This window comes from Streptomyces bacillaris (assembly GCF_003268675.1).
In the GTDB taxonomy this organism is placed as follows: Bacteria; Actinomycetota; Actinomycetes; order Streptomycetales; family Streptomycetaceae; genus Streptomyces; species Streptomyces bacillaris.
On record NZ_CP029378.1, the window covers coordinates 7,747,019 to 7,765,029 of the forward strand.

Below are 18,011 nucleotides of genomic sequence, written 5' to 3' on the forward strand. Positions count from 1 at the left end.
GGGGGGTGAGACACAGCATGAGGTGTGACGCGGCCGTTGCGTTACGTGATCGCGGTGGTGGCAACGGGGCCGCACGGCCGCGGCGAAGCGGTGCACGGTCGTTCGCCCAGGTCAGCGGCGTCCGGCGGCACCGTGTTGCCAGTTGTGCTCGTGCAACGTTGGCAGACTGGACGGCAACACCCGGGGCCTGCCGACGGGCCGTACGCGTCCGAAGTGGACCTGCCAGGGTGCCTTTTGCGCCGTTCTCCGTGATCGGCCGTCCTCCCGGCAGGCTGCGCGGCATGATCGCGAGAGTTGCTGAGGGCGGGTCACCGAACGGTGGCCGGGTGGGGGAGCGTACGAGTGAGCGCGAGCGGTTTCCGGTTCAATCCACCGCCGAACTGGCTGTTGCCCGAGGGCTGGGTTCCCTCGGAGGGCTGGCAGCCCGACCCGTCGTGGCCACCGCCTCCGCCGGGCTGGCAGTTGTGGCTGGCCGACCCTCCCGAAGCCGCTTCGGTGACCGCTGCCGTCCCCCACCAGTACGCGCCTCCGCCCGCGGCTCCCGCCGGCCGGAAGCGGGGCTGGTTCGGCCGTCGGCGACACGATGGGACGAGCGAGCTCGAAGAGCTGAGGGCCTGGATCGCCCAGGCCTACGGCGCGGACGCCGCCCAGGTCGCCGGACTGGTGCGGCGCACACGCCAGGAGGCGGCCGTGCTGCTGACACAGGCCCGGGAACAGGCCGAGGCGATCGTCGAGGAAGCCCGCCAAGCCGTCAGAGACGTCAAGAGCGAGGCCAAGCAGGTCGCCAAGGACGCGGAGAAGACCCGCAGGGAAGCGGAGCGGCACCGCGGTGAGATCTATCAGGCCGAAAGCCGCCTGACCGCGCTGCGTGCGCAGCTCGTCATCACCGACGAGACCGTTCTCCTGCAGCAGGCAGGCATCTACGCCTACCACCACCAGCTCCACGACGCGGTCGCCTACCGCACGCGCCTGGACTCCCTCAAGGCCGAGATCAAGAACCTCGCGCGCAACAACCAGGCGGTTCTCGCCGCCACCGACTGGACCGTCAACGGCTCCGCCCGCGAAGGCCGGAAGATGATCCGGGACTTCTCCAAACTGATGCTCCGCGCCTACAACGCGGAGGCCGAATACGCCGTCCGCACCATGCGCCCCCACCGCCTCACCTCATTGATCGACCGCCTCTACAAGAGCCGGGAGACCATCGCCAAGCTCGGCGCCACCATGCACATCCGCATCTCCGACGCCTACCACGACGCCCGCGTCCGCGAACTGCAGCTGACCGCCGACTTCCTGCAGAAGAAGGACGAGGAGAAAGAAGCCCAGCGCGAGGCCAGGGCCCGCGAACGCGAGGAGGCGGCCGCCCAGCGCGAACTCGACCGCGAACGGGACAAGCTGAACAAGGAACTCAACCATTACGAGGCCGCCATCGAACGCATGCGTGCTCAGGGCGACCACGACGCAGTACGCGACATGGAAGCCAAACTCGCCGAGATCCAGCAGGCACTCCAGGACGTCGACGCCCGCGCCGCGAACGTCCGCACCGGCTATGTCTACGTCGTCTCCAACATCGGCGCCTTCGGGGACAGCATCGTCAAGATCGGCATGACCCGCCGCCTCGAACCCCTCGACCGCGTCTACGAACTCAGCGGCGCCGCCGTCCCCTTCCGCTTCGACGTCCACGCCCTGATCTTCAGCAAGGACGCCGTCGGCCTGGAAACCCGCCTCCACCAGGAATTCGCGGACCGGCGCGTCAACCGCGTCAACAGCAGGAAGGAGTTCTTCTACGTCACCCCCGCCGAGGTACGCACCGCACTGGAACGCTTCGCGGGAGAGCACCTGGTGGAGTTCAGCGAAACCCCGCAAGCGCTCGAGTGGCGCGCCAGCAATACGGGCTGACGGATCGAGCAGTGCCGCTGTCACCCGGCTCAGGTGCTCGGCCGGTCGTCCGGGCTGCCGAGCAGCCCGGCGGACGGAGCTGTGCCGGAAGCTGTGCCAGGCCCCGTACGCTCCGACCGGTCACAGACCGGGGACGTCCCTGATCTTCTTGACGACGGACTCGACGGTCTTCAGCACGCCGTTGTGCCGCTTCGCGCGGGCCGCCCGGTCGGCCGGCACCAGCCGCGCCGCGGCCTCGACGGCGTAGGCGTCCGGATCACCGAAGTGGGTCCGCGGGTGCTCTCCCGTCTCCGCGCAGTGCGCCGTGACCTCCTTGACCGCCTGGAGCACGACCGCCCGGTCCACGCCCGGCTGCATGGCCAGCCGCACCTGGAAACGAGCCATCCACTTTTCGCGGTCCTTCTCCGCTGCCGCGTCCATCGTCCTGTCCTTGCGCGCCACGTGCTCTCCCTGATGACCGGCCGGTTGTCCGTCGTGGAGTCAGACGCTGTGGCGTCGATACGGGTTGGTTCCCGAAGCGGGAATCGGATGAGGTTCAGGTGACTCCGGATCGGAGCGGGGGCCGATCCGCACGCACGCTCGCCGCACCGGCCCCGGACCCGAGTACTTAGCGTACGAGGGTCCGGGGCCGGTACGGCGGGAGCACCCACCCGGACGCCGCACGGCCGTCCTCAGGACAGGGACGGGAAGGGCCGGACAGGCACTGGTCCGGTGCCGGGCCCTGTAGCGGTCAGCTCGGTAGGCCGCCGTTGATCTCGACGACCTGGCCGGTGATGTAGGCGGCGCGGTCCGAGACCAGGAAGGAGACCAGGTCGGCGACCTCCTGCGGCGTGCCGGCGCGGGCGAGCGGGATGTTCTTGAGGTGCCGTTCGGCCACGTCGGCGGGGAGGGAGGCTGTCATGTCGGTGGAGATCAGGCCGGGCGCGACGACATTGGCGCGGATGCCGTAGCGGCCGCACTCCTTGGCCAGGGAGCGGGTGAAGCCGATGATCCCGGCCTTGGAAGCCGCGTAGTTGGTCTGGCCCGCACTGCCGTGCACGCCGGCGATGGAGGAGAGCGTGACGACGGCTCCACGCCGACGGCGCATCAGCGGGTACACGGCGGCCCGGCAGACGTTGTACGTGCCGTGGAGATTGGTGTCCATGACCGAACGCCATTCGTCCTCGGCCATCAGGGCGAGCGGACGGTCCCGCGTGATCCCGGCCGAGGTGACGACGGCCGACAGCGGCCCGAGTTCCTCCTCGGCCGCGGAGACGAACTCCCTCACCTGCTCGGCGTCGGCCACATCGACCGGCCGGTGGAGGACCCGGGCCCCGGCCTTCTCCGCGATCAGGGCCGCCTCCGCGGCGGCCTCCGCGTCGGAGCGGTAGCAGAAAGCGATGTCGTACCCGTCCTCGGCGAGGCGGGCGACGACGGCGCGCCCGATACCGCGCGAGCCGCCGGTGACCAGGGCCACCGGGCGCGTCGAGGCATCCCCGCCCGTGGTTCCGGTGCCGGTCACGTGGCGGACGCGCCGTTCAGCTCGGCCTCGATCAGCTCCCGTACCAGCCGGAAGCTGCCGATCTCGGCCAGCCGCGACTCGTCGATCTTCACGCCGTAGCGCTCCTCGACCCGGACGGCGATCTCCAGCGAGATCAGCGAGTCCACCTCCAGGTCCTCCTTGAACCGGGCGTCGTCGGTGACCTCGTCCAGGGGCAGTTCCAGCGCCTCGGCGACGACGGTACGCAGTTCCTCGGCGTCGAACGCCTGGTCGGTGCGGGCGGTCATGGGGCACTCCTCTTCTTCGGGGGCGGGTTCTCAGGGGGTGTGATCGGGGCCGGTCAGGAACACCGCGGCGACGCCGTCGCCCTCGGGTCCGCCGCAGGTGGCCAGGACGGTGTGCCCGCCGTGCGTGTCGAGGTGGGCGACGGCGGCGGCCGCCTGGAGCACGCCGAGCGCGCCGGAGGCGGCGCCGAGCCCGGCGGCGGGGTCCAGGACGGAGCCTGCGGGCGGCCCGGCCGGGTCGTCCGCAGCCTCGGTCAGCCACAGGTCGGGGGTGAGGCCCCCGGCGCGGGCGACGGCACCGGCGAGGTCCGCCTCCCGGGCGCAGCCGGCCACGGTGGCGCGGATCTCGGCGCCGCGCTCGGTGGCGCGGTCGGCCGACTCCAGGACGAGGGCGACGGCGCCGTCCAGGGCCGGGGTGCCGAGCAGCTTGGTCACGATGTCGCCGGCCGGCTCCACGCCGATGACGACGGCGGTGTCGGCCCGCCCCGTGACGATCAGGGCGCGGGCCCAGTAGAGGGCGTCGAGGCCGCTGGTGGGACCGTTGCACAGGGTGACGTTGGGGCCGCGCAGGCCGTGGGCCATGGCGACCGATCCGGCGATGACGTTGCTGGAGGTCTGCGGCAGCCCGAGCGGGCTGAGGCCGAGGACGGTGTCGCGGGCGATGGTGTCCGCGAAGGAGCAGACGTTCTCCAGGATGCCGACGTTGGTGCTGACCACCACGGCGGTGGTGTCACCGGAGCCGGTGTAGCGGTCGCCGTCGAACAGACCGGCGGCCCGCAGGGCGGGGGCGGTGGCGCGGAGGGCGAGCCGGGAAGCGCGGTCCTTGTGCCGCAGGTCCCGCCCGACCAGGCCGGTGGCGGGGTCGAAGCCGCCCTCGCGGACGGTGCCGAGGAGTTCGTCGGGCAGGGTCAGGCCGGGGACGGCGAGTCCCGCCCCGGTGACGACCGCCACGCGAGCCGAGGATGCGGCGGGGTGCGCTGTGCTCATCGGGCTGCCTCCAGGATCGCGGCGGCGTTGATCCCGCCGAAGCCGAACGCGTCGACCTGGGCCAGCGTCAGTTCCGGTGCGGTGGCCGCGTGTTCACGGACCAGCCGCAGCCCCGCCGCCTCCTCGATCGGGTCGGTGAGGCCGAGCACGGGCGGTACCTGGCCCCGCTGGAGGGCGAGTACCGCCGTCGTCAGGCTGAGCAGACCGGAGCCGCCGAGTGTGTGGCCGGTCATCGACTTGACCGCGGTCATGAGCGGCCCGCTCCCGGGCGGGAAGATCCGGGAGAGCACGGTGGCCTCGGTGGAGTCGTTCTTCGGGGTGCCGCTGCCGTGCAGCATGACGAGGTCGATCTCCTCGGGGGCGGCCCCGGCCAGCCGGTAGGCGTCGCGCAGGACGCGGGTGATGCCCTCGGGGTCGGGGGCGGTGGAGTGCTGGGCGTCGCAGTTGACGCCGACGCCGCGCAGCCGGGCGTGCACCGGGCGGCCGGGGGCGGCAGCGCGGGTGAGTACCACGGCGACGGCGCCCTCGCCCATCAGCATCCCGCGATGGGAGCGGTCGAAGGGGCGCAGTGCGTCGGGCACGTCGTTCTGGACCCGGTCCAGGGTCCCGAAGGCGCTCTCGCCGATCGCGTCGGTGCCCGCCACCACGACGGTGTCCGCCTCACCGAGTTCGATCAGGTCGGTGGCCATGGCCAGCGCGTACAGACCGGCCGCACAGGCGTTGGCGAAGGTATAGGTGCGGGCCGCTCCGTACTCCTCCCGCAGCGCGGTGCCGAAGTGCAGGTCGGCGGGGTCGAGGGCGGCGCCGTGGCGCCACCAGAGTTCGGCGCTGCGCTGCTCCTGGAGGGTGGTGCCGACCAGGACCGGCACATCGGTGAGATCGCGCGGGTGGCCCGCGTCGGTGAGGGCCTGGTCGATCGCGTCGACCAGCCAGCGGGTGGCGCGGCCCGGTTCGTCGACGCCCGGGAGGGCGCGGTCGGTGATCTCGTAGGCGTTCCGGGCGCGGTACTTCTCGTGGTCGAAGACCTGCAACGGTCCGCGGCCGTCGCGGCCCGCGCAGAGCGCGTCGAAGACCTCCGACGGGGTGGTGCCGTTGCAGGCGACCGCCCCCATCCCTGTGATGTCCCACGTCATGATGCCTGCTCACGCAATCTGTAGGCGGCCACCTTGCCGGTGGCCGTGGATGGCAGTGCGTCGACGAACTCGACCCGGGCCGGGCGTTTGTAGAGGGCGAGGTCGGCGCGGACCGTTGCCCGGAGGGCGCGGCGAATCGTTTCCTCGTCGGCCCCCGTCTCCGGGACCACGAAGGCGACGGCACACTCCAGGCCGTCGGCGTCGAGACCGCCGACCACGGCGCAGTCGCGGAGACCGGGGACCGTACGGAGCACCGCCTCGATCTCCGCGGGCGGCACCTTGTAGCCGCCGAGGTTGAGGATGTCGTCGGCCCGGCACAGATGGGTCAGGGTGCCGTCGGCCTCACGGCGGACCAGGTCGCCCGTGTAGGCGCCGCCGTCGGTGAAGGTGGTCCGGTCGTCGTCGGGGCGGTCGAGGTAGCCGAGCGCGACGGTCGGTCCCGCGATGTGCAGGCGGCCCTCGGTGCCGTCGGGCACCGGCCTGCCGTGCTCGTCGCGGACGGTGGCGGTGGTGCCGGGCACCGCCAGCCCGGCGCGCCCGGGCATCGGCCGGTCCGGCGGGGTGGCGACGACGACGTGCATGACCTCGGTGGCACCGAGGCAGTTCATCACCGGGGCGCCGAAGACGTCCTGGATACGCTGGTTGAGGTCGGCCGGGCAGTTCTCACCGGCGGTCAGGCACAGGCGCAGCGCGGCCACCGCCTCGTCCCCCGGGCGGAGGGTGCCGAGGAGGGCCGCGTAGAGGCGGGGGACGGAGCAGAGCACGGTGGGACGGTGGCGGCGCAGCGCGGCCCGGACGCTGTGGAGGTCGACGGCGCCGCCGATCAGCGCGGTGGTGGCCCCGGCGTCGAGCGCGCACAGGACGGAGCTGCCGAAGCCGTAGCCGAAGGACATCCGGGCGGTGGAGAGCACGATGTCGTCGGCGTCCAGGGCGAGCAGGCCGCCGAAGCCGTCCAGCATCGCGGTGATCGCGGAGGCGGCGTGCCGTAGGCCCTTGGGGCGGCCGGTGCTGCCGGAGGTGTACTGGATCAGGGCGGTCCGGCCGGGACGGTGTCCGGTGGAGGGCCGGGCGAGGTCGGGGCGGTTCGCCGCGTTGGGGCCGCCGGTACGGATGCCGGCGCGTACGGCGTCACCCGTGAGCAGCACCGCCGCTGCGGGCGGGACGGCCGGTGCGGCGTCGAGGTGGACGACCTCGGCCGCGCAGTCGGCGGCGACGGGAGCGAGGCCGGCCTCGCCGAGCATCGGGCTGACCGGGACGGGCACAGAGCCGTGCCACCACAGGCCGAGGACGGCGGCGACGGTGGCCACGGAGTCCTCGGCCACGACGAGGGCACGGGCGCCGGGTGCGACACCGTGGGCGAGCAGCGCACCGGCGTAGCCACGCGCCGCCTCGTACAGCGCCCGGTAGGAGACCGCGCCGAGGCCGGGGTCGAGATAGGCGGTACGGTCACCGTGACCGGCCGCGAGATGACGGCCGACGAGTCTGTCCACCAGGTCGATCCCGGCGGCCGGGTCGATCCCGGTGGAGACGGGCGCCCTGCCCGGGCGGTCGGCCGACGCGGAGACGCCGGGCCCCGCGTACGGCACCGCAGGGCGCTGGGCCGGGCGCGGTGAGGGCGGCGCGGGCCGTGACGAGGACAGCGGGGACGGCCCGGGAACGGCCGGGGGCGGCGCGGTCCGGACCCCGGCGGACGGCCCCACGGTGGACCGTGCGGCCTCCGGAACCGCGACCCGGGCTTCCGGAACCGAGACCCCGGCACTCGCCCCAGCGGCAAGCGGGAGCCGGGCGTCCAGCAGTACGGCGGCGCCGTGAGCGCTGTCGATCCCGCTCGCCTCCTCGTCGCTCAGCGCAACACCGAAGGCCCACTCGACCCGGGCCGCGAACTCGACCTTCTCCAGCGAATCCATCTTCAGGTCGTGCTGGAAGGAAGCCTCGGCCGTCACCTCCGCGAGGTCCAGTTCGAGGACGGATGCAACGATGTGGCGCAGCCGCTCCACGGCATCGGATATCCGTTCAGACGACACGCGACGCGCTCCTTGTCGGGCTGCACGAGGGCCGGCAGCCACGGCTTGCGGTCGGCTCCGGTGGAATTCGGCAGGAACGTAGCCGGGCGTGCATCGGCCCGTCAGCGACCCTGCACTGAGTTCGTCAAGTCCGATCCAGCCGCGTACAGACACCTTTCGGCCCTTCCACAGGCCCATCGGGGCTTCAGGGCGTGGCATATACGGCATTTCCGGCGCCACACCCTCGCGGCCGCGCCGACCTGACGCACTTTCGCCGGGCGATGGCCATGGCGGAGAAGCCACTTGTAACTTCTGCACGCGCTGCCGCCGCGGACCGACGCCCCACAGGTCCGTCGCGTCGGCCGGCACGCGTTACGCGGAGGGTCGCGCCGCCGACACCAGAAAGCCCGCCCGACCGAGACCAGGGGAATCGATGCCGCTCACGTCCACACCGCTGCTGTCCCCCGAAGCACGTCTCCGGCTCGCGGAGCTCCCCGGTCTCGGGGGCGGCAACGCCTGGCGGATCGCCGCGGAGACGAACCCCGCGGCCGACCTGCCGGTGCTGCTCGCCGACCGGCCGCTGACGGGACCGGACGGCACCCTTCGACGGGAGTTCAGCCTGCGCGAGCTGGACGCCCTGGCGGACGCCTGGTCGGCCTGGTACCTGGACCGGGGAGTGGGGCCGCGCGACCGGGTGTCGATCTATCTGGAGGACACCTTCGCGTACCAGGTCCACCTGACCGCGCTTGCCCGCATCGGTGCGATCGGGGTCCTGATCAACGGGCGGATGCGGCCCGGCCTCGCCCTCGGGCTGGTCCGGCGCACCGGATCGGTGGGGCTGTTCACCGACAGGGAACGGCTCGCCCTGCTCGCCGGGAAGGAGCGCGAGCTGCCGGAACTGCGCTGGACCGCCCTGGACGAGGAGGTGGGCACCCTCGGCGTCCGCGCCCCGAAGCCCTCCCAGCTGTACCGGCACGGGGACGACGACCCTGTCGTCATCTGTCACTCCTCCGGCACCACCGGCAACCCCAAGCCGGTCGTCTGGGCGCACCGGCAGAGCGTCGCCGGGGCCCGCTTCCGGCTGGTCAACCACCCGGAGCAGGAAGGCACCCTCGTACTGGCCGGAGCCCCGCAGTCGCACTCCAGCGCCATCGCGTTCACCTTCTACTCGCTACTGGCCGGGGTGCCCACCATCGGCTGGTCCGACCCGACCGGACCGGGCATCGCACGCGGCTGCGCCACCCACCGGCCGAACGTCGTGCTCGCTTTCAACGAGGCACTGTCGCACCTGGCCACCCACGAGCCGGAGCCGGCCGACTTCGACTCCGTCGCGGTGTGGGTGAACCTCGGTGACTGCGGCCACGACGCGCACATGCGCCGGCTGATGCGGCTGGGGCACACCACCGCCCCCGACGGCACCCGCACACCGGGCTCGATCATCGACGACGGTCTGGGCTCCTCCGAGCTGGGCTGGGCAGCGCTGCGCCGCGTCCTCACCGCCGACACCCCGCCCAGGGCCCGGCATCTGGGTACCCGGGTGCCGATCGGCGAGGTCGCGGTCCTGCGCGAGGACGGCACCGAGGCGGCGGCCGACGAGGTGGGCCTGCTCGGGGTCCGCAGCGAGGCGCTCGCGCACGGCTACTGGAACGACTCCGACACCACGTACCGCACGATGCTCGCGGGCTACTGGCTCTCCGGCGACCTGGTGCGCCGCTCGGCCGACGGCGAGTTCTTCCACGTGGACCGGGCGGTCGACCGCATCCGGACCGAGGCGGGCGACGGCTACTCGGCGCTGATGGAGGAGGAACTCCTGCTCGCCGTCGAGGAGCTGGCGGACTGCTCGGTCGTCGCGGCCCAGGACCGCGGCCGGACCGTCCCGGCGGCGATCGTGACGCTGCGCCGGGAGACCACGGCCGAGGACCTGCTGCGGCGGGCCAACGCCGCCCTGGACCGGGCCGGTCAGCCGCGACTGGCCCTGCTGGAGATAGCGCCGACACCCGAAGCGATTCCGCTCGGCCCGACCGGCAAGGTACTGAAGCGCCGACTGCGCGAGAAGTACGCCGCGTTGGAGGAGTACCGCCCCGCCGACCCCAAGGCGGTGGCCGTCACGGCGGCGGTGGGCCACGGTACGACGGAGGCCCTGGCATGACCACCTTCGCCGCGCCGCCCGCCCCCGAGGCGGGCCCGGAGGTCGTTGCCGCCTGGGTGAACGAGGCCGGCTCCGACACCCTGGCCGGCCGGATGGGCCTGACCTTCCTGGAGGCGGCCCCCCGGCGGGTGGTGGCGACCATGCCGGTCACCGGCAACACCCAGTTGCAGCGGATGCTGCACGGCGGCGCCTCCGCCGTCCTGGCCGAGTCGCTGGGCTCGCTGGGCGCGGCGCTGCACGCGGGGGAGGGCCGGATCGCCGTCGGGGTGGACATCAACGCCACCCACCACCTGCCCGTCCGCTCGGGCACCGTGACCGGAGTGGCGACAGCCCTGCACCTGGGCGCGAGCACCGCCAGCTACGAGGTCGTGATCACCGACGAGGCGGGCCGCCGGGTCTGCACCGCACGGATCACGTGTGCGATCCACGGGAGGCGCAAGCGCTGCTGACCCACCGCGCTGGCCGATGACGCCCGGCCCCCGCTCCCGTACGAGAACGCCCCCCCACCCCCGTAAACGCACCCGCCCCCGCACAAGCCTCCTCCCCGCCCCGAGCGACAGATTCCCCTTCTCCCCGTCCGTCACAGCCGCCGGGCCACACAGGCCCCGAGGAGTGCCATGACCACGCTTCACGACCCGAACGAGCCGGACACGGCCGCTCCTCCCCTCCTGCGGCGCACCGGGCCGGTGCTGCTCGTCCTGCTGTCGGCGATGTTCTTCGCCCAGTTCGACTTTTTCGTGGTGAACGTGGCCGCTCCCTCCCTGGAGAGCAGCATCAACGCCGATCCGGCCGCGCTGGAACTCATCGTCGGGGGCTACGCGTTCGCGTACGCGGGAGGGATGATCACCGCCGGGCGGCTGGGCGACCGCTACGGGCACCGGCTGCTGTTCATCATCGGCACGCTCGCCTTCGGGTTCACCTCGCTGCTGTGCGGACTGGCCGTCACCCCCGGGCAGCTGATCGCCGCCCGCCTGGCCCAGGGACTCGCCGGGGCGGTCATGGTGCCGCCCGTGCTGGCCGTCATCACCGCGTACTTCCCCAACGAGAAGAAGGGGAAGGCGATGGCCTGGTACGGCGCCGCCGCCGGCCTGGGGTCCATCGCCGGCCAGGTGCTCGGCGGCGCGCTGATCTCGGCCGACTTCGCCGGACTCGGCTGGCGCACCATCTTCCTGATCAACGTACCGTTCTGCCTGGTCATCGCGTTCGCCGCTCTTCGGGTGCTCCCCGCACACGTCAGCCGGATCCGGGCGGGCCTCGACCCGGTCGGCGCGGTCGGCGTCTCGTTCGCGCTCGCCCTGCTGCTGGTTCCGCTGACCATGGGCCATGTCTCCGGCTGGCCGGCCTGGACCTGGGTCAGCATGGCCCTGGCCGTTCCCGTCATGGTGGCGACGCTGCGGTGGGAGCGGGCGCTGGAGGCCCGCGGCGGCAATCCGGTGCTCGTGCTCTCCCTGTTCCGCAGCGACTCCTTCCGCGGCGGGGTGATCGCGGGCGCGGCGTTCATGCTCTACTTCGGCAGCTTCATGTTCACCCTGACGCTGCTCCTGCAGTCCGGGCTGAAGCTGGACCCGTTCGAGGCCGGACTGATGTTCTCCCCGATGGGCGTGCTGTTCACCGCCACCTCGATGATCGGCGGCCGGCTGACGGCACGCTGGGGCATGAACGCCCTGGTGGTCTCCGGAGGGGTGACCGCGCTCGGACTGGCGCTGCTGGCCGTGCCGCTGGCCGTTTCGGACTCCCCGGTCGGCCTGCCGTGGGTGGTGTTCTGCCTCTGCCTGGTCGGCGCGGGCAACGGTGTCGTGCTGCCCGCCCTGTTCGGCGCCGCGCTCATCAACGTCCCTCCGCAGGACGCCGGGACGGCCTCCGGCATCCTCACCACCACCCAGCAGTTCGCCAGCGCGGCCGGAGTCGCGGCGATCGGCGCGCTGTTCTTCACGGTGGCGGGCAACCGGCCCACCACGGCCGACTGGTCCCTCGCGATGGCCTGGGCGACCGCCGCGAGTTTCCTGCTCGTCCTCGTCGTGATGTGGACGACCTGGACGTTCAAGCGTTTCAGCCCGCCTCCGGCCAAGCGGTCCGCCGCACAGGGCTGACCCCCGTCCCACCACGTCGAGAGAGGCCACATCAACATGTGCGGAACAGCAGGATGGGTCTCCTTCGACCCGGAAGCCCCCGTCACGGCCCCGGTGGCCGACGCGATGACCGCGACCATGGCCTGCCGGGGGCCGGACGCGCACGGCCTCTGGCTCGGCCGGACCGTCGCCCTCGGCCACCGCCGGCTCTCCGTCATCGACCCGGCGGGTGGCAGCCAGCCGATGGTCTTCGAGGAGAACGGCACGCCGGCCGTCGCCATCAGCTACACCGGCGAGGTCTTCAACTATCGCGAGCTGCGACGGCAGTTGCAGGTCCGCGGGCACGGCTTCCGTACCGGGAGCGACACCGAGGTCGTCCTGCACGCCTACCTGGAGTGGGGCGAGGACTTCACCGAGCACCTCAACGGCATGTACGCCTTCGCGCTGTGGGACGCCCGCACCGAGGAACTCCTGCTGGTCCGCGACCGCTTGGGCATCAAGCCGCTCTACTACCACCCGCTCCCCGGCGGCGGCGTGCTGTTCGGCTCCGAGCCCAAGGCGATCCTGGCCCATCCCTCGGTACGGCCCGCGATCGACACCGAAGGTTTCGCTGAACTGCTCGGCTTCACCAAGACCCCCGGCCACGCCGTCTACAAGGGCATGTACGAGCTGCGCCCCGGCCATACCCTGCGCGTCGGGCGCGGCGGCCATACCCTGCGCCGCTACTGGGCGGTGGAGTCCCACGAGCACACCGACGACCTGGACACGACCATCGGCCGGGTCCGTGAGCTGCTGGAGGACATCGTCGCCCGGCAGCTGGTGGCCGACGTCCCGGTGGGCACGCTGCTCTCCGGCGGACTGGACTCCAGCATCATCACCGCCCTCGCCGCCCGCCACCGGGCCGCCCAGGGAGCCCCGCCGATCCGGTCCTTCGCCCTCGACTTCGACGGCCACGGCGACGGCTTCCGGGCCGACGACTGGCGCGGCACCCCCGACGCGCCCTTCGCTGAACTGCTCGCCCGGCACGTCGGCTCCGACCACCGGACCGTCACCCTTTCCCCCGGACAGCTCCTTGCCCCGGAGGCCCGGGAGCCCATCATGCGCGCCCGCGACCTGCCCTTCGACCTCGGAGACGGCGACACCTCGCTCTACCTGCTCTTCCAGGAGGTCCGGCGGGACTGCACGGTCGCGCTGTCCGGCGAGGCGGCCGACGAGGTGTTCGGCGGCTACCGCTGGTTCAACCACCCCGACACCGTCACCGCCGACACCTTCCCCTGGCTGGCGCCACCGTTCGGCACCGGCATCTCCGGCCCCGGCAGCGGACCCGGCGAATCCCTGATCGACCCCGCCCTGCTGGCCAAGATCGACCTCCCGGGCTACCGGGCCCAGCGCTACCACGAGGCGCTCGCCGAAGTCCCGCGCCTGGCCGGGGAGTCCGCCACCGACCGGCGGATGCGCGAGATCGGCTATCTCCACCTCACCCGGTTCCTGCCCTGGATGCTGGACCGCAAGGACCGGGCCAGCATGGCCGTCGGCCTGGAGGTCCGTGTGCCGTTCTGCGACCACCGGCTGGTGAGTTACGTCTTCAACACCCCGTGGGCGATGAAGTCGTTCGACGGCCGCGAGAAGAGTCTCCTGCGCGCCGCCACCCGCGACCTGCTCCCCGCGGAGATCGCCGACCGGGTGAAGGCCCCGTACCCGACCAGCCGGGACCGACGCTACCTCGAGGGCCTGCGGACCGCACTCAAGCGTGCTACCGAGGGCCCGGACGCCCCGGTACGCGAACTGCTGGACGAGTCCGCGCTCGCCGCCGCCACCGCCGAGGACCCGCAGCCCGGCTACCGCACCGGGACCGAACTGGTCCTGGCCCTCGACTTCTGGCTGCGGGGCCAGAACGTCGGTCTAGCCGTCGACCTGGAGCTCTGAACCGCATCGGAGAGAGGACATACGCCCCCGCAGCCGCACCCGCCCGGATGAACGCCGATGACGAACTGCACCGTGGGGTCCGAGCCGGGACGGGCACCCTTGTCCGACGTCTCGCGGCGGACGGTTCTGCCCACGTCGTACCGAGGTGCCCGCCATCTGTACGGAGTACCGGGCGGTCACCCGGGGCCGGGCCGGTGGGACCTCGGCGCTCGCGCAGGACAGGACAGACGCCCGGGCAACTCCCCGCGCATCGCCCGGTGTTCCTTGAACGCCGGGGGCGCTGACCTGTTGGTGACGGCATGAGCGAGGGGCCCGTGTCACGACGGCACAGGCCCCTCACTCTCATCCGGAACTACGCGGTCGCGTGCGCCCGGCTCCCGAAGTCAGCGGACGATCCAGCCGCGCTCCGCGTCGAAGTAGGCTGCCTGTCCCTTGATGGTGGTGATTCCGTACGGGCCACCCAGGTTCTGGTACTCGCCGATGGCCCAGCCGCCCTCGATGCCCGCGTGGCCGCCGCCGGCGGGGCCGTCCCAGCCGTTTGCGGAAGCCGGGGCCGCGGCGACGAATCCGGCCGCGGCGACAGCTGCCAGGGTGATCGCGATACGACGAATCATGAACGCTCTCCTTCGAGTTAGCGGCGTATGCCTGCGAAGCCACCTTGGCCAGCCGACCCATCGGCGGCACACGCGGCACGCGGAGTTCTCGGGGTAGAGAACCCGATTGGCTGCGATACCTTGGATACGGAACGTCCTTGAGGTCCGACTGGCCATCCCCTCACACTCCGAGACCATCGCCGAAGCGCAGAGTGCGACCAGCCACGCACCGATCACTGCCGTCCGCGCAGCCCTTGAGGGGGGGTACAGCGATGCCCTGGCCACGGCTTCGTACCTGCCGGCAGGAAGCCTTCTACCAGTGCATGGCCGACCGTAGGTACAAGCGTGAATGGCTCGCCATGCCCACCCCAGCCGTTCGATGGGCTCCTGGAGAAGACCGAGTCGGAGGCCCGCACGATCCCCGCCCCCCGGCTCACCGCTATCACCGGGGAGATCACCTCCAAGACCGCGGACGGCACCGGCCACCTCATCGTGCACACCCCGGCCGGCCCCGTGGCCCAGGGGCTTGCTGTCCAGGAGCGAGTGAGGGGGAGCGGGACTGCGAGCCCGGGCCCCCAGGCGTACGGGAAGGTCAGCTCAGGCTCGCGGAGTCGAGCCACTCACCGGGTCTGTCAATCGAACGGTGTAACAGGGGTGGTTGGGGCTATTGGCGTGCTGCGGAGAGGCGGCCGTCGAAGGTGATGTCGAAGGCGTTCAGGGCGGTCTTCCAGCGCATGGTCCAGCGGGTTTGTCCCTTGCCGGTGGGGTCGAGGGACATGATGGCCATGTAGACGCACTTCAGGGCGGCGGTCTCGTTGGGGAAGTGTCCGCGGGCCTTGACCGCACGTCGGATGCGGGCGTTCACGGACTCGATCGCGTTCGTGGTGCAGACGATGCGGCGGATCTCGGTGTCGAACCGAAGGAACGGGGTGAACTCTTCCCAGGCGTTCTCCCAGAGCCTCACGATCGCCGGATACTTGCGGCCCCAGGCGTCGACGAACTCGGCGAGCCGCTCCAGGGCAGCCTCTTCAGTCGCCGCGGTGCAGACGGGCTTGAGGAGTTTGGCGATCTTGTCCCAGTCCTGGCGGGCCGCATAGCGGAAGGAGTTCCGCAGCAGGTGGACCACGCAGGTCTGGCCAGTGGTGCGGGGCCAGACGGTCTCGACCGCGTCGGGCAGGCCCTTCAGACCATCGCAGACGAGCATGAGGACGTCGTTCACGCCACGGTTCTTGATCTCGGTGAGGATGTGCATCCAGTGCTTGGCGCCCTCGCCGCCGTCGCCGGCCCACAGCCCGAGAATCTCGCGTCGGCCTTCGGTGCTGACGGCCAGGGCCACATAGATGGGCCGGTTCGCGACGGCACCGTCGCGGATCTTCACGTGGATTGCGTCTATGAAGACGACCGGATAGACGGCGTCCAGCGGCCGGTTCTGCCATTCGGCCATGCCGTCGAGGACCTTGTCGGTGATCGTGGAGATCGTCTGGCGGGAGACCTCGGCGCCATAGACCTCCGCGAGGTGGGCCTGGACCTCGCCGGTCGTCAGGCCCTTCGCGGACAGGGAGATGACCATCTCGTCCACGCCGGTGAGGCGCTTCTGTCGCTTCTTGACGATCTTCGGTTCGAACGAGCCGTCACGGTCGCGGGGCACGGATATCTCCACCGGTCCGACGTCCGTCAGGACGGTCTTCGCGCGGTTGCCGTTGCGGCAGTTACCGCCGTTCCTGCCGGCCGGATCGTGCTTGTCATAGCCGAGGTGATCGGTGATCTCGCCTTCCAGGGCGGACTCCAGCAGCCGCTTCGTCAGCTGCTGGAGCAGCCCGCCCTCGCCGGTCAGCTGCAGACCCTCGGCCTGAGCCCGCGAGACCAGCTCGTCGATCAGCCGGTCATCCACCGCCCTCGCCGGCGCACCCAGCGCGGTGTCCGCTGCACCCTGTTGTCCTGGCGCAGCGAGAAGGTTTTGGCTGAATGGGTGTCGGTCTACACAACTCAGTACCAGGACAGGATCACCTACCGTAAGACGTCCACCAACTTCAGGTTCAGTGAAACCTCGTGGTGGACGACGACGCATCGCAGAACCTACGTTTACTCATCGAAGATCTACTGGGGGTACTGACCGGCCCAGGCTGCCCGGCGCGTATGTCCGGGCAGCCGTCGGCAGAATCGCCTCAGCACCAGTCGGGAGACACGTGAACAATTCCTCCATGGGCGTCGTGCTGATGTCCGTCGGTGCTGTCGCCACTGCGGCGGGAGCCCTGATGTACGTCCTCCCGGGCCCCGGACTCCCCGTCCTCTTGATAGGGCTGGCGCTCATGGCCGCAGGAGCTGTCCTACGGATCGTCCGCAGGGCGACAGACAAGTAGCTGCTCTCTGGGCGTAGCACACACCCGCTATGAACCCGCTCCGGGTAACGTCCCGGGGCGGGTTCTCGCGTCCAGGTATTCCCAGCGACGAGGCTTCTTGTTTCGTCTCATCGAAGCTTGGTCGGCCTCGCCCACCTGCTGGGCACGGTGCCCTCGACCGTCCACCAACCGTGGCCCGTTTCGGCCTGGCGCGGCTCACGCACCTGGACCGGACCACCGGCCCGAACAAGCGCCGCTACGAACGCGACGGGCCCGACGTACTTGTCCGTTCACCTAGTAGTGCTTGGTCATGGTGAACTCGGATGTCAGGCGGTGCGGTCGACGGGGCATTCTGCATGGGCTGGCCACGGATCAGCCGGGACAGGTACTGGCAGCGGTCCGAGGCTTCGGGTCCGGCCGTGGCCGTGTCCGCGGGCTGGCATCCGCCGACGGATGCCAGCGGCCCGCCGGCACCCCCGAGGCGGCGACACCCCGCCCGGGGTCCGACGGATCGTGTGGCGCCGACGCGGCCACAGTCGGGCCCAAGGAGTGACAGCCTCGACGGATCATGTGTGAGCCTGTGGAGCTGTTGTCGAACTGACGGTCAACTGCCGGTGATCGTCAGCTCCGAGACCCCGTACGTTGACGTGATGCCCTCAGCTGTCGCACACGCGCCCAGGTCCAGGGCCACACTCGTGATGGTCTCCACCGCGGTGGCTCCCTGGAACCAGCCACTGGTGATCTCGCCGGTCAGCGTCACCACGGTCTGGCCCTGAACGATGGACACCGTCCGGTTGTAGGAGAAGGTACTGGTGGCTCCTGTCGACCACGAGATCAGGTCGACTCCGGTGTTGGCCTCCGTCAGGCTGAGGCAGGACAGAGTGGTGTTGGAGGTGAACCCCGTCGAGCCCGTGAAGGTGAAAGGGCTCACCGTCGCAAGGCAGGGTGCGTGGATGTTCTGCCCCGACCGTGTCAGCGACTGGGGTGTGTTGGTGAGCCCAGGGTTATACGTCGTGGTCTGACTGCCTCCGCACACCACCTGGTAGGGGATGACCTGCTCGGCCGCGCCGGCCGGCTGCACGGGGAGCAGAACCGCTGCGGCGGTCAGCGCGCCAACACCGAGAAGAGCACGAATACGTCTGCTTACGGACA

The 18,011-nt window shown here is 71.3% G+C and carries 14 protein-coding genes; 5 read left to right on the plus strand and 9 right to left on the minus strand.

The annotated features are described in order from the left end of the window. The first annotated feature begins 342 nt into the window (after positions 1-342). Positions 343-1,896, plus strand: coding sequence for a DUF4041 domain-containing protein (locus tag DJ476_RS33745; protein WP_112492305.1), 1,554 nt, complete (start codon positions 343-345; stop codon positions 1,894-1,896). Positions 1,897-2,016: 120 nt separating this feature from the next. Here DJ476_RS33745 and DJ476_RS33750 read toward each other — a convergent pair whose 3' ends face one another. The 6 genes from DJ476_RS33750 to DJ476_RS33775 form a co-directional block, all read right to left on the minus strand. Continuing rightward, positions 2,017-2,337, minus strand: a complete 321-nt coding sequence (locus DJ476_RS33750) for a hypothetical protein (protein WP_112492306.1) — start codon at positions 2,335-2,337, stop codon at positions 2,017-2,019. A gap of 289 nt (positions 2,338-2,626) precedes the next feature. Next, positions 2,627-3,397: a 3-oxoacyl-[acyl-carrier-protein] reductase gene (gene fabG / locus DJ476_RS33755; RefSeq protein ID WP_112492307.1), complete on the minus strand. Its 771-nt coding sequence runs from the start codon at positions 3,395-3,397 to the stop codon at positions 2,627-2,629. After that, the gene (locus tag DJ476_RS33760; RefSeq protein WP_018491040.1) at positions 3,394-3,663 is read right to left on the minus strand and encodes an acyl carrier protein; all 270 of its coding nucleotides are present in this window, start codon (positions 3,661-3,663) and stop codon (positions 3,394-3,396) included. The genes fabG and DJ476_RS33760 overlap by 4 nt, the downstream gene beginning before the upstream one ends. A 30-nt stretch (positions 3,664-3,693) precedes the next feature. Further along, positions 3,694-4,647, minus strand: coding sequence for a beta-ketoacyl synthase N-terminal-like domain-containing protein (locus tag DJ476_RS33765; RefSeq protein WP_112492308.1), 954 nt, complete (start codon positions 4,645-4,647; stop codon positions 3,694-3,696). Beyond that, positions 4,644-5,780, minus strand: coding sequence for a beta-ketoacyl synthase N-terminal-like domain-containing protein (locus DJ476_RS33770; protein ID WP_103417094.1), 1,137 nt, complete (start codon positions 5,778-5,780; stop codon positions 4,644-4,646). Before DJ476_RS33770 ends, DJ476_RS33765 begins: the two co-directional genes overlap by 4 nt. Further along, entirely contained in the window at positions 5,777-7,804 is a 2,028-nt protein-coding gene (locus tag DJ476_RS33775; protein ID WP_318294843.1) for an AMP-binding protein, read from the minus strand. The genes DJ476_RS33770 and DJ476_RS33775 overlap by 4 nt, the downstream gene beginning before the upstream one ends. Before the next feature lie 412 nt (positions 7,805-8,216). On the opposite strand from DJ476_RS33775, the gene DJ476_RS33780 reads away from it, so the two are divergent. From DJ476_RS33780 to asnB, 4 genes are all read left to right on the plus strand, one after another. Then, positions 8,217-9,932, plus strand: coding sequence for a class I adenylate-forming enzyme family protein (locus DJ476_RS33780; RefSeq protein WP_112492310.1), 1,716 nt, complete (start codon positions 8,217-8,219; stop codon positions 9,930-9,932). After that, positions 9,929-10,381, plus strand: a complete 453-nt coding sequence (locus tag DJ476_RS33785) for a hotdog fold thioesterase (protein WP_112492311.1) — start codon at positions 9,929-9,931, stop codon at positions 10,379-10,381. Before DJ476_RS33780 ends, DJ476_RS33785 begins: the two co-directional genes overlap by 4 nt. Positions 10,382-10,549: 168 nt before the next feature. Continuing rightward, positions 10,550-12,022: an MFS transporter gene (locus tag DJ476_RS33790; protein WP_112492312.1), complete on the plus strand. Its 1,473-nt coding sequence runs from the start codon at positions 10,550-10,552 to the stop codon at positions 12,020-12,022. 36 nt (positions 12,023-12,058) lie between these two features. After that, a complete protein-coding gene (gene asnB, locus DJ476_RS33795; protein WP_112492313.1) occupies positions 12,059-13,927 on the plus strand; it encodes an asparagine synthase (glutamine-hydrolyzing) in 1,869 nt (622 codons plus the stop codon). 383 nt (positions 13,928-14,310) lie between these two features. On the opposite strand, the gene DJ476_RS33800 is transcribed toward asnB, so the two are convergent. The 3 genes from DJ476_RS33800 to DJ476_RS33810 all read right to left on the minus strand — a co-directional run bounded on the left by DJ476_RS33800 (position 14,311) and on the right by DJ476_RS33810 (position 17,790). After that, positions 14,311-14,541 (minus strand): hypothetical protein, encoded by a 231-nt coding sequence (locus DJ476_RS33800; protein ID WP_019766100.1) that lies wholly within the window; start codon positions 14,539-14,541, stop codon positions 14,311-14,313. Positions 14,542-15,184: 643 nt separating this feature from the next. After that, positions 15,185-16,432, minus strand: a complete 1,248-nt coding sequence (locus tag DJ476_RS33805) for an IS256 family transposase (protein ID WP_112492700.1) — start codon at positions 16,430-16,432, stop codon at positions 15,185-15,187. 1,031 nt (positions 16,433-17,463) lie between these two features. Beyond that, on the minus strand, positions 17,464-17,790 hold the full coding sequence (locus tag DJ476_RS33810; RefSeq protein WP_162638829.1) for a hypothetical protein: 327 nt from the start codon (positions 17,788-17,790) through the stop codon (positions 17,464-17,466). Positions 17,791-18,011: the final 221 nt, after the last annotated feature.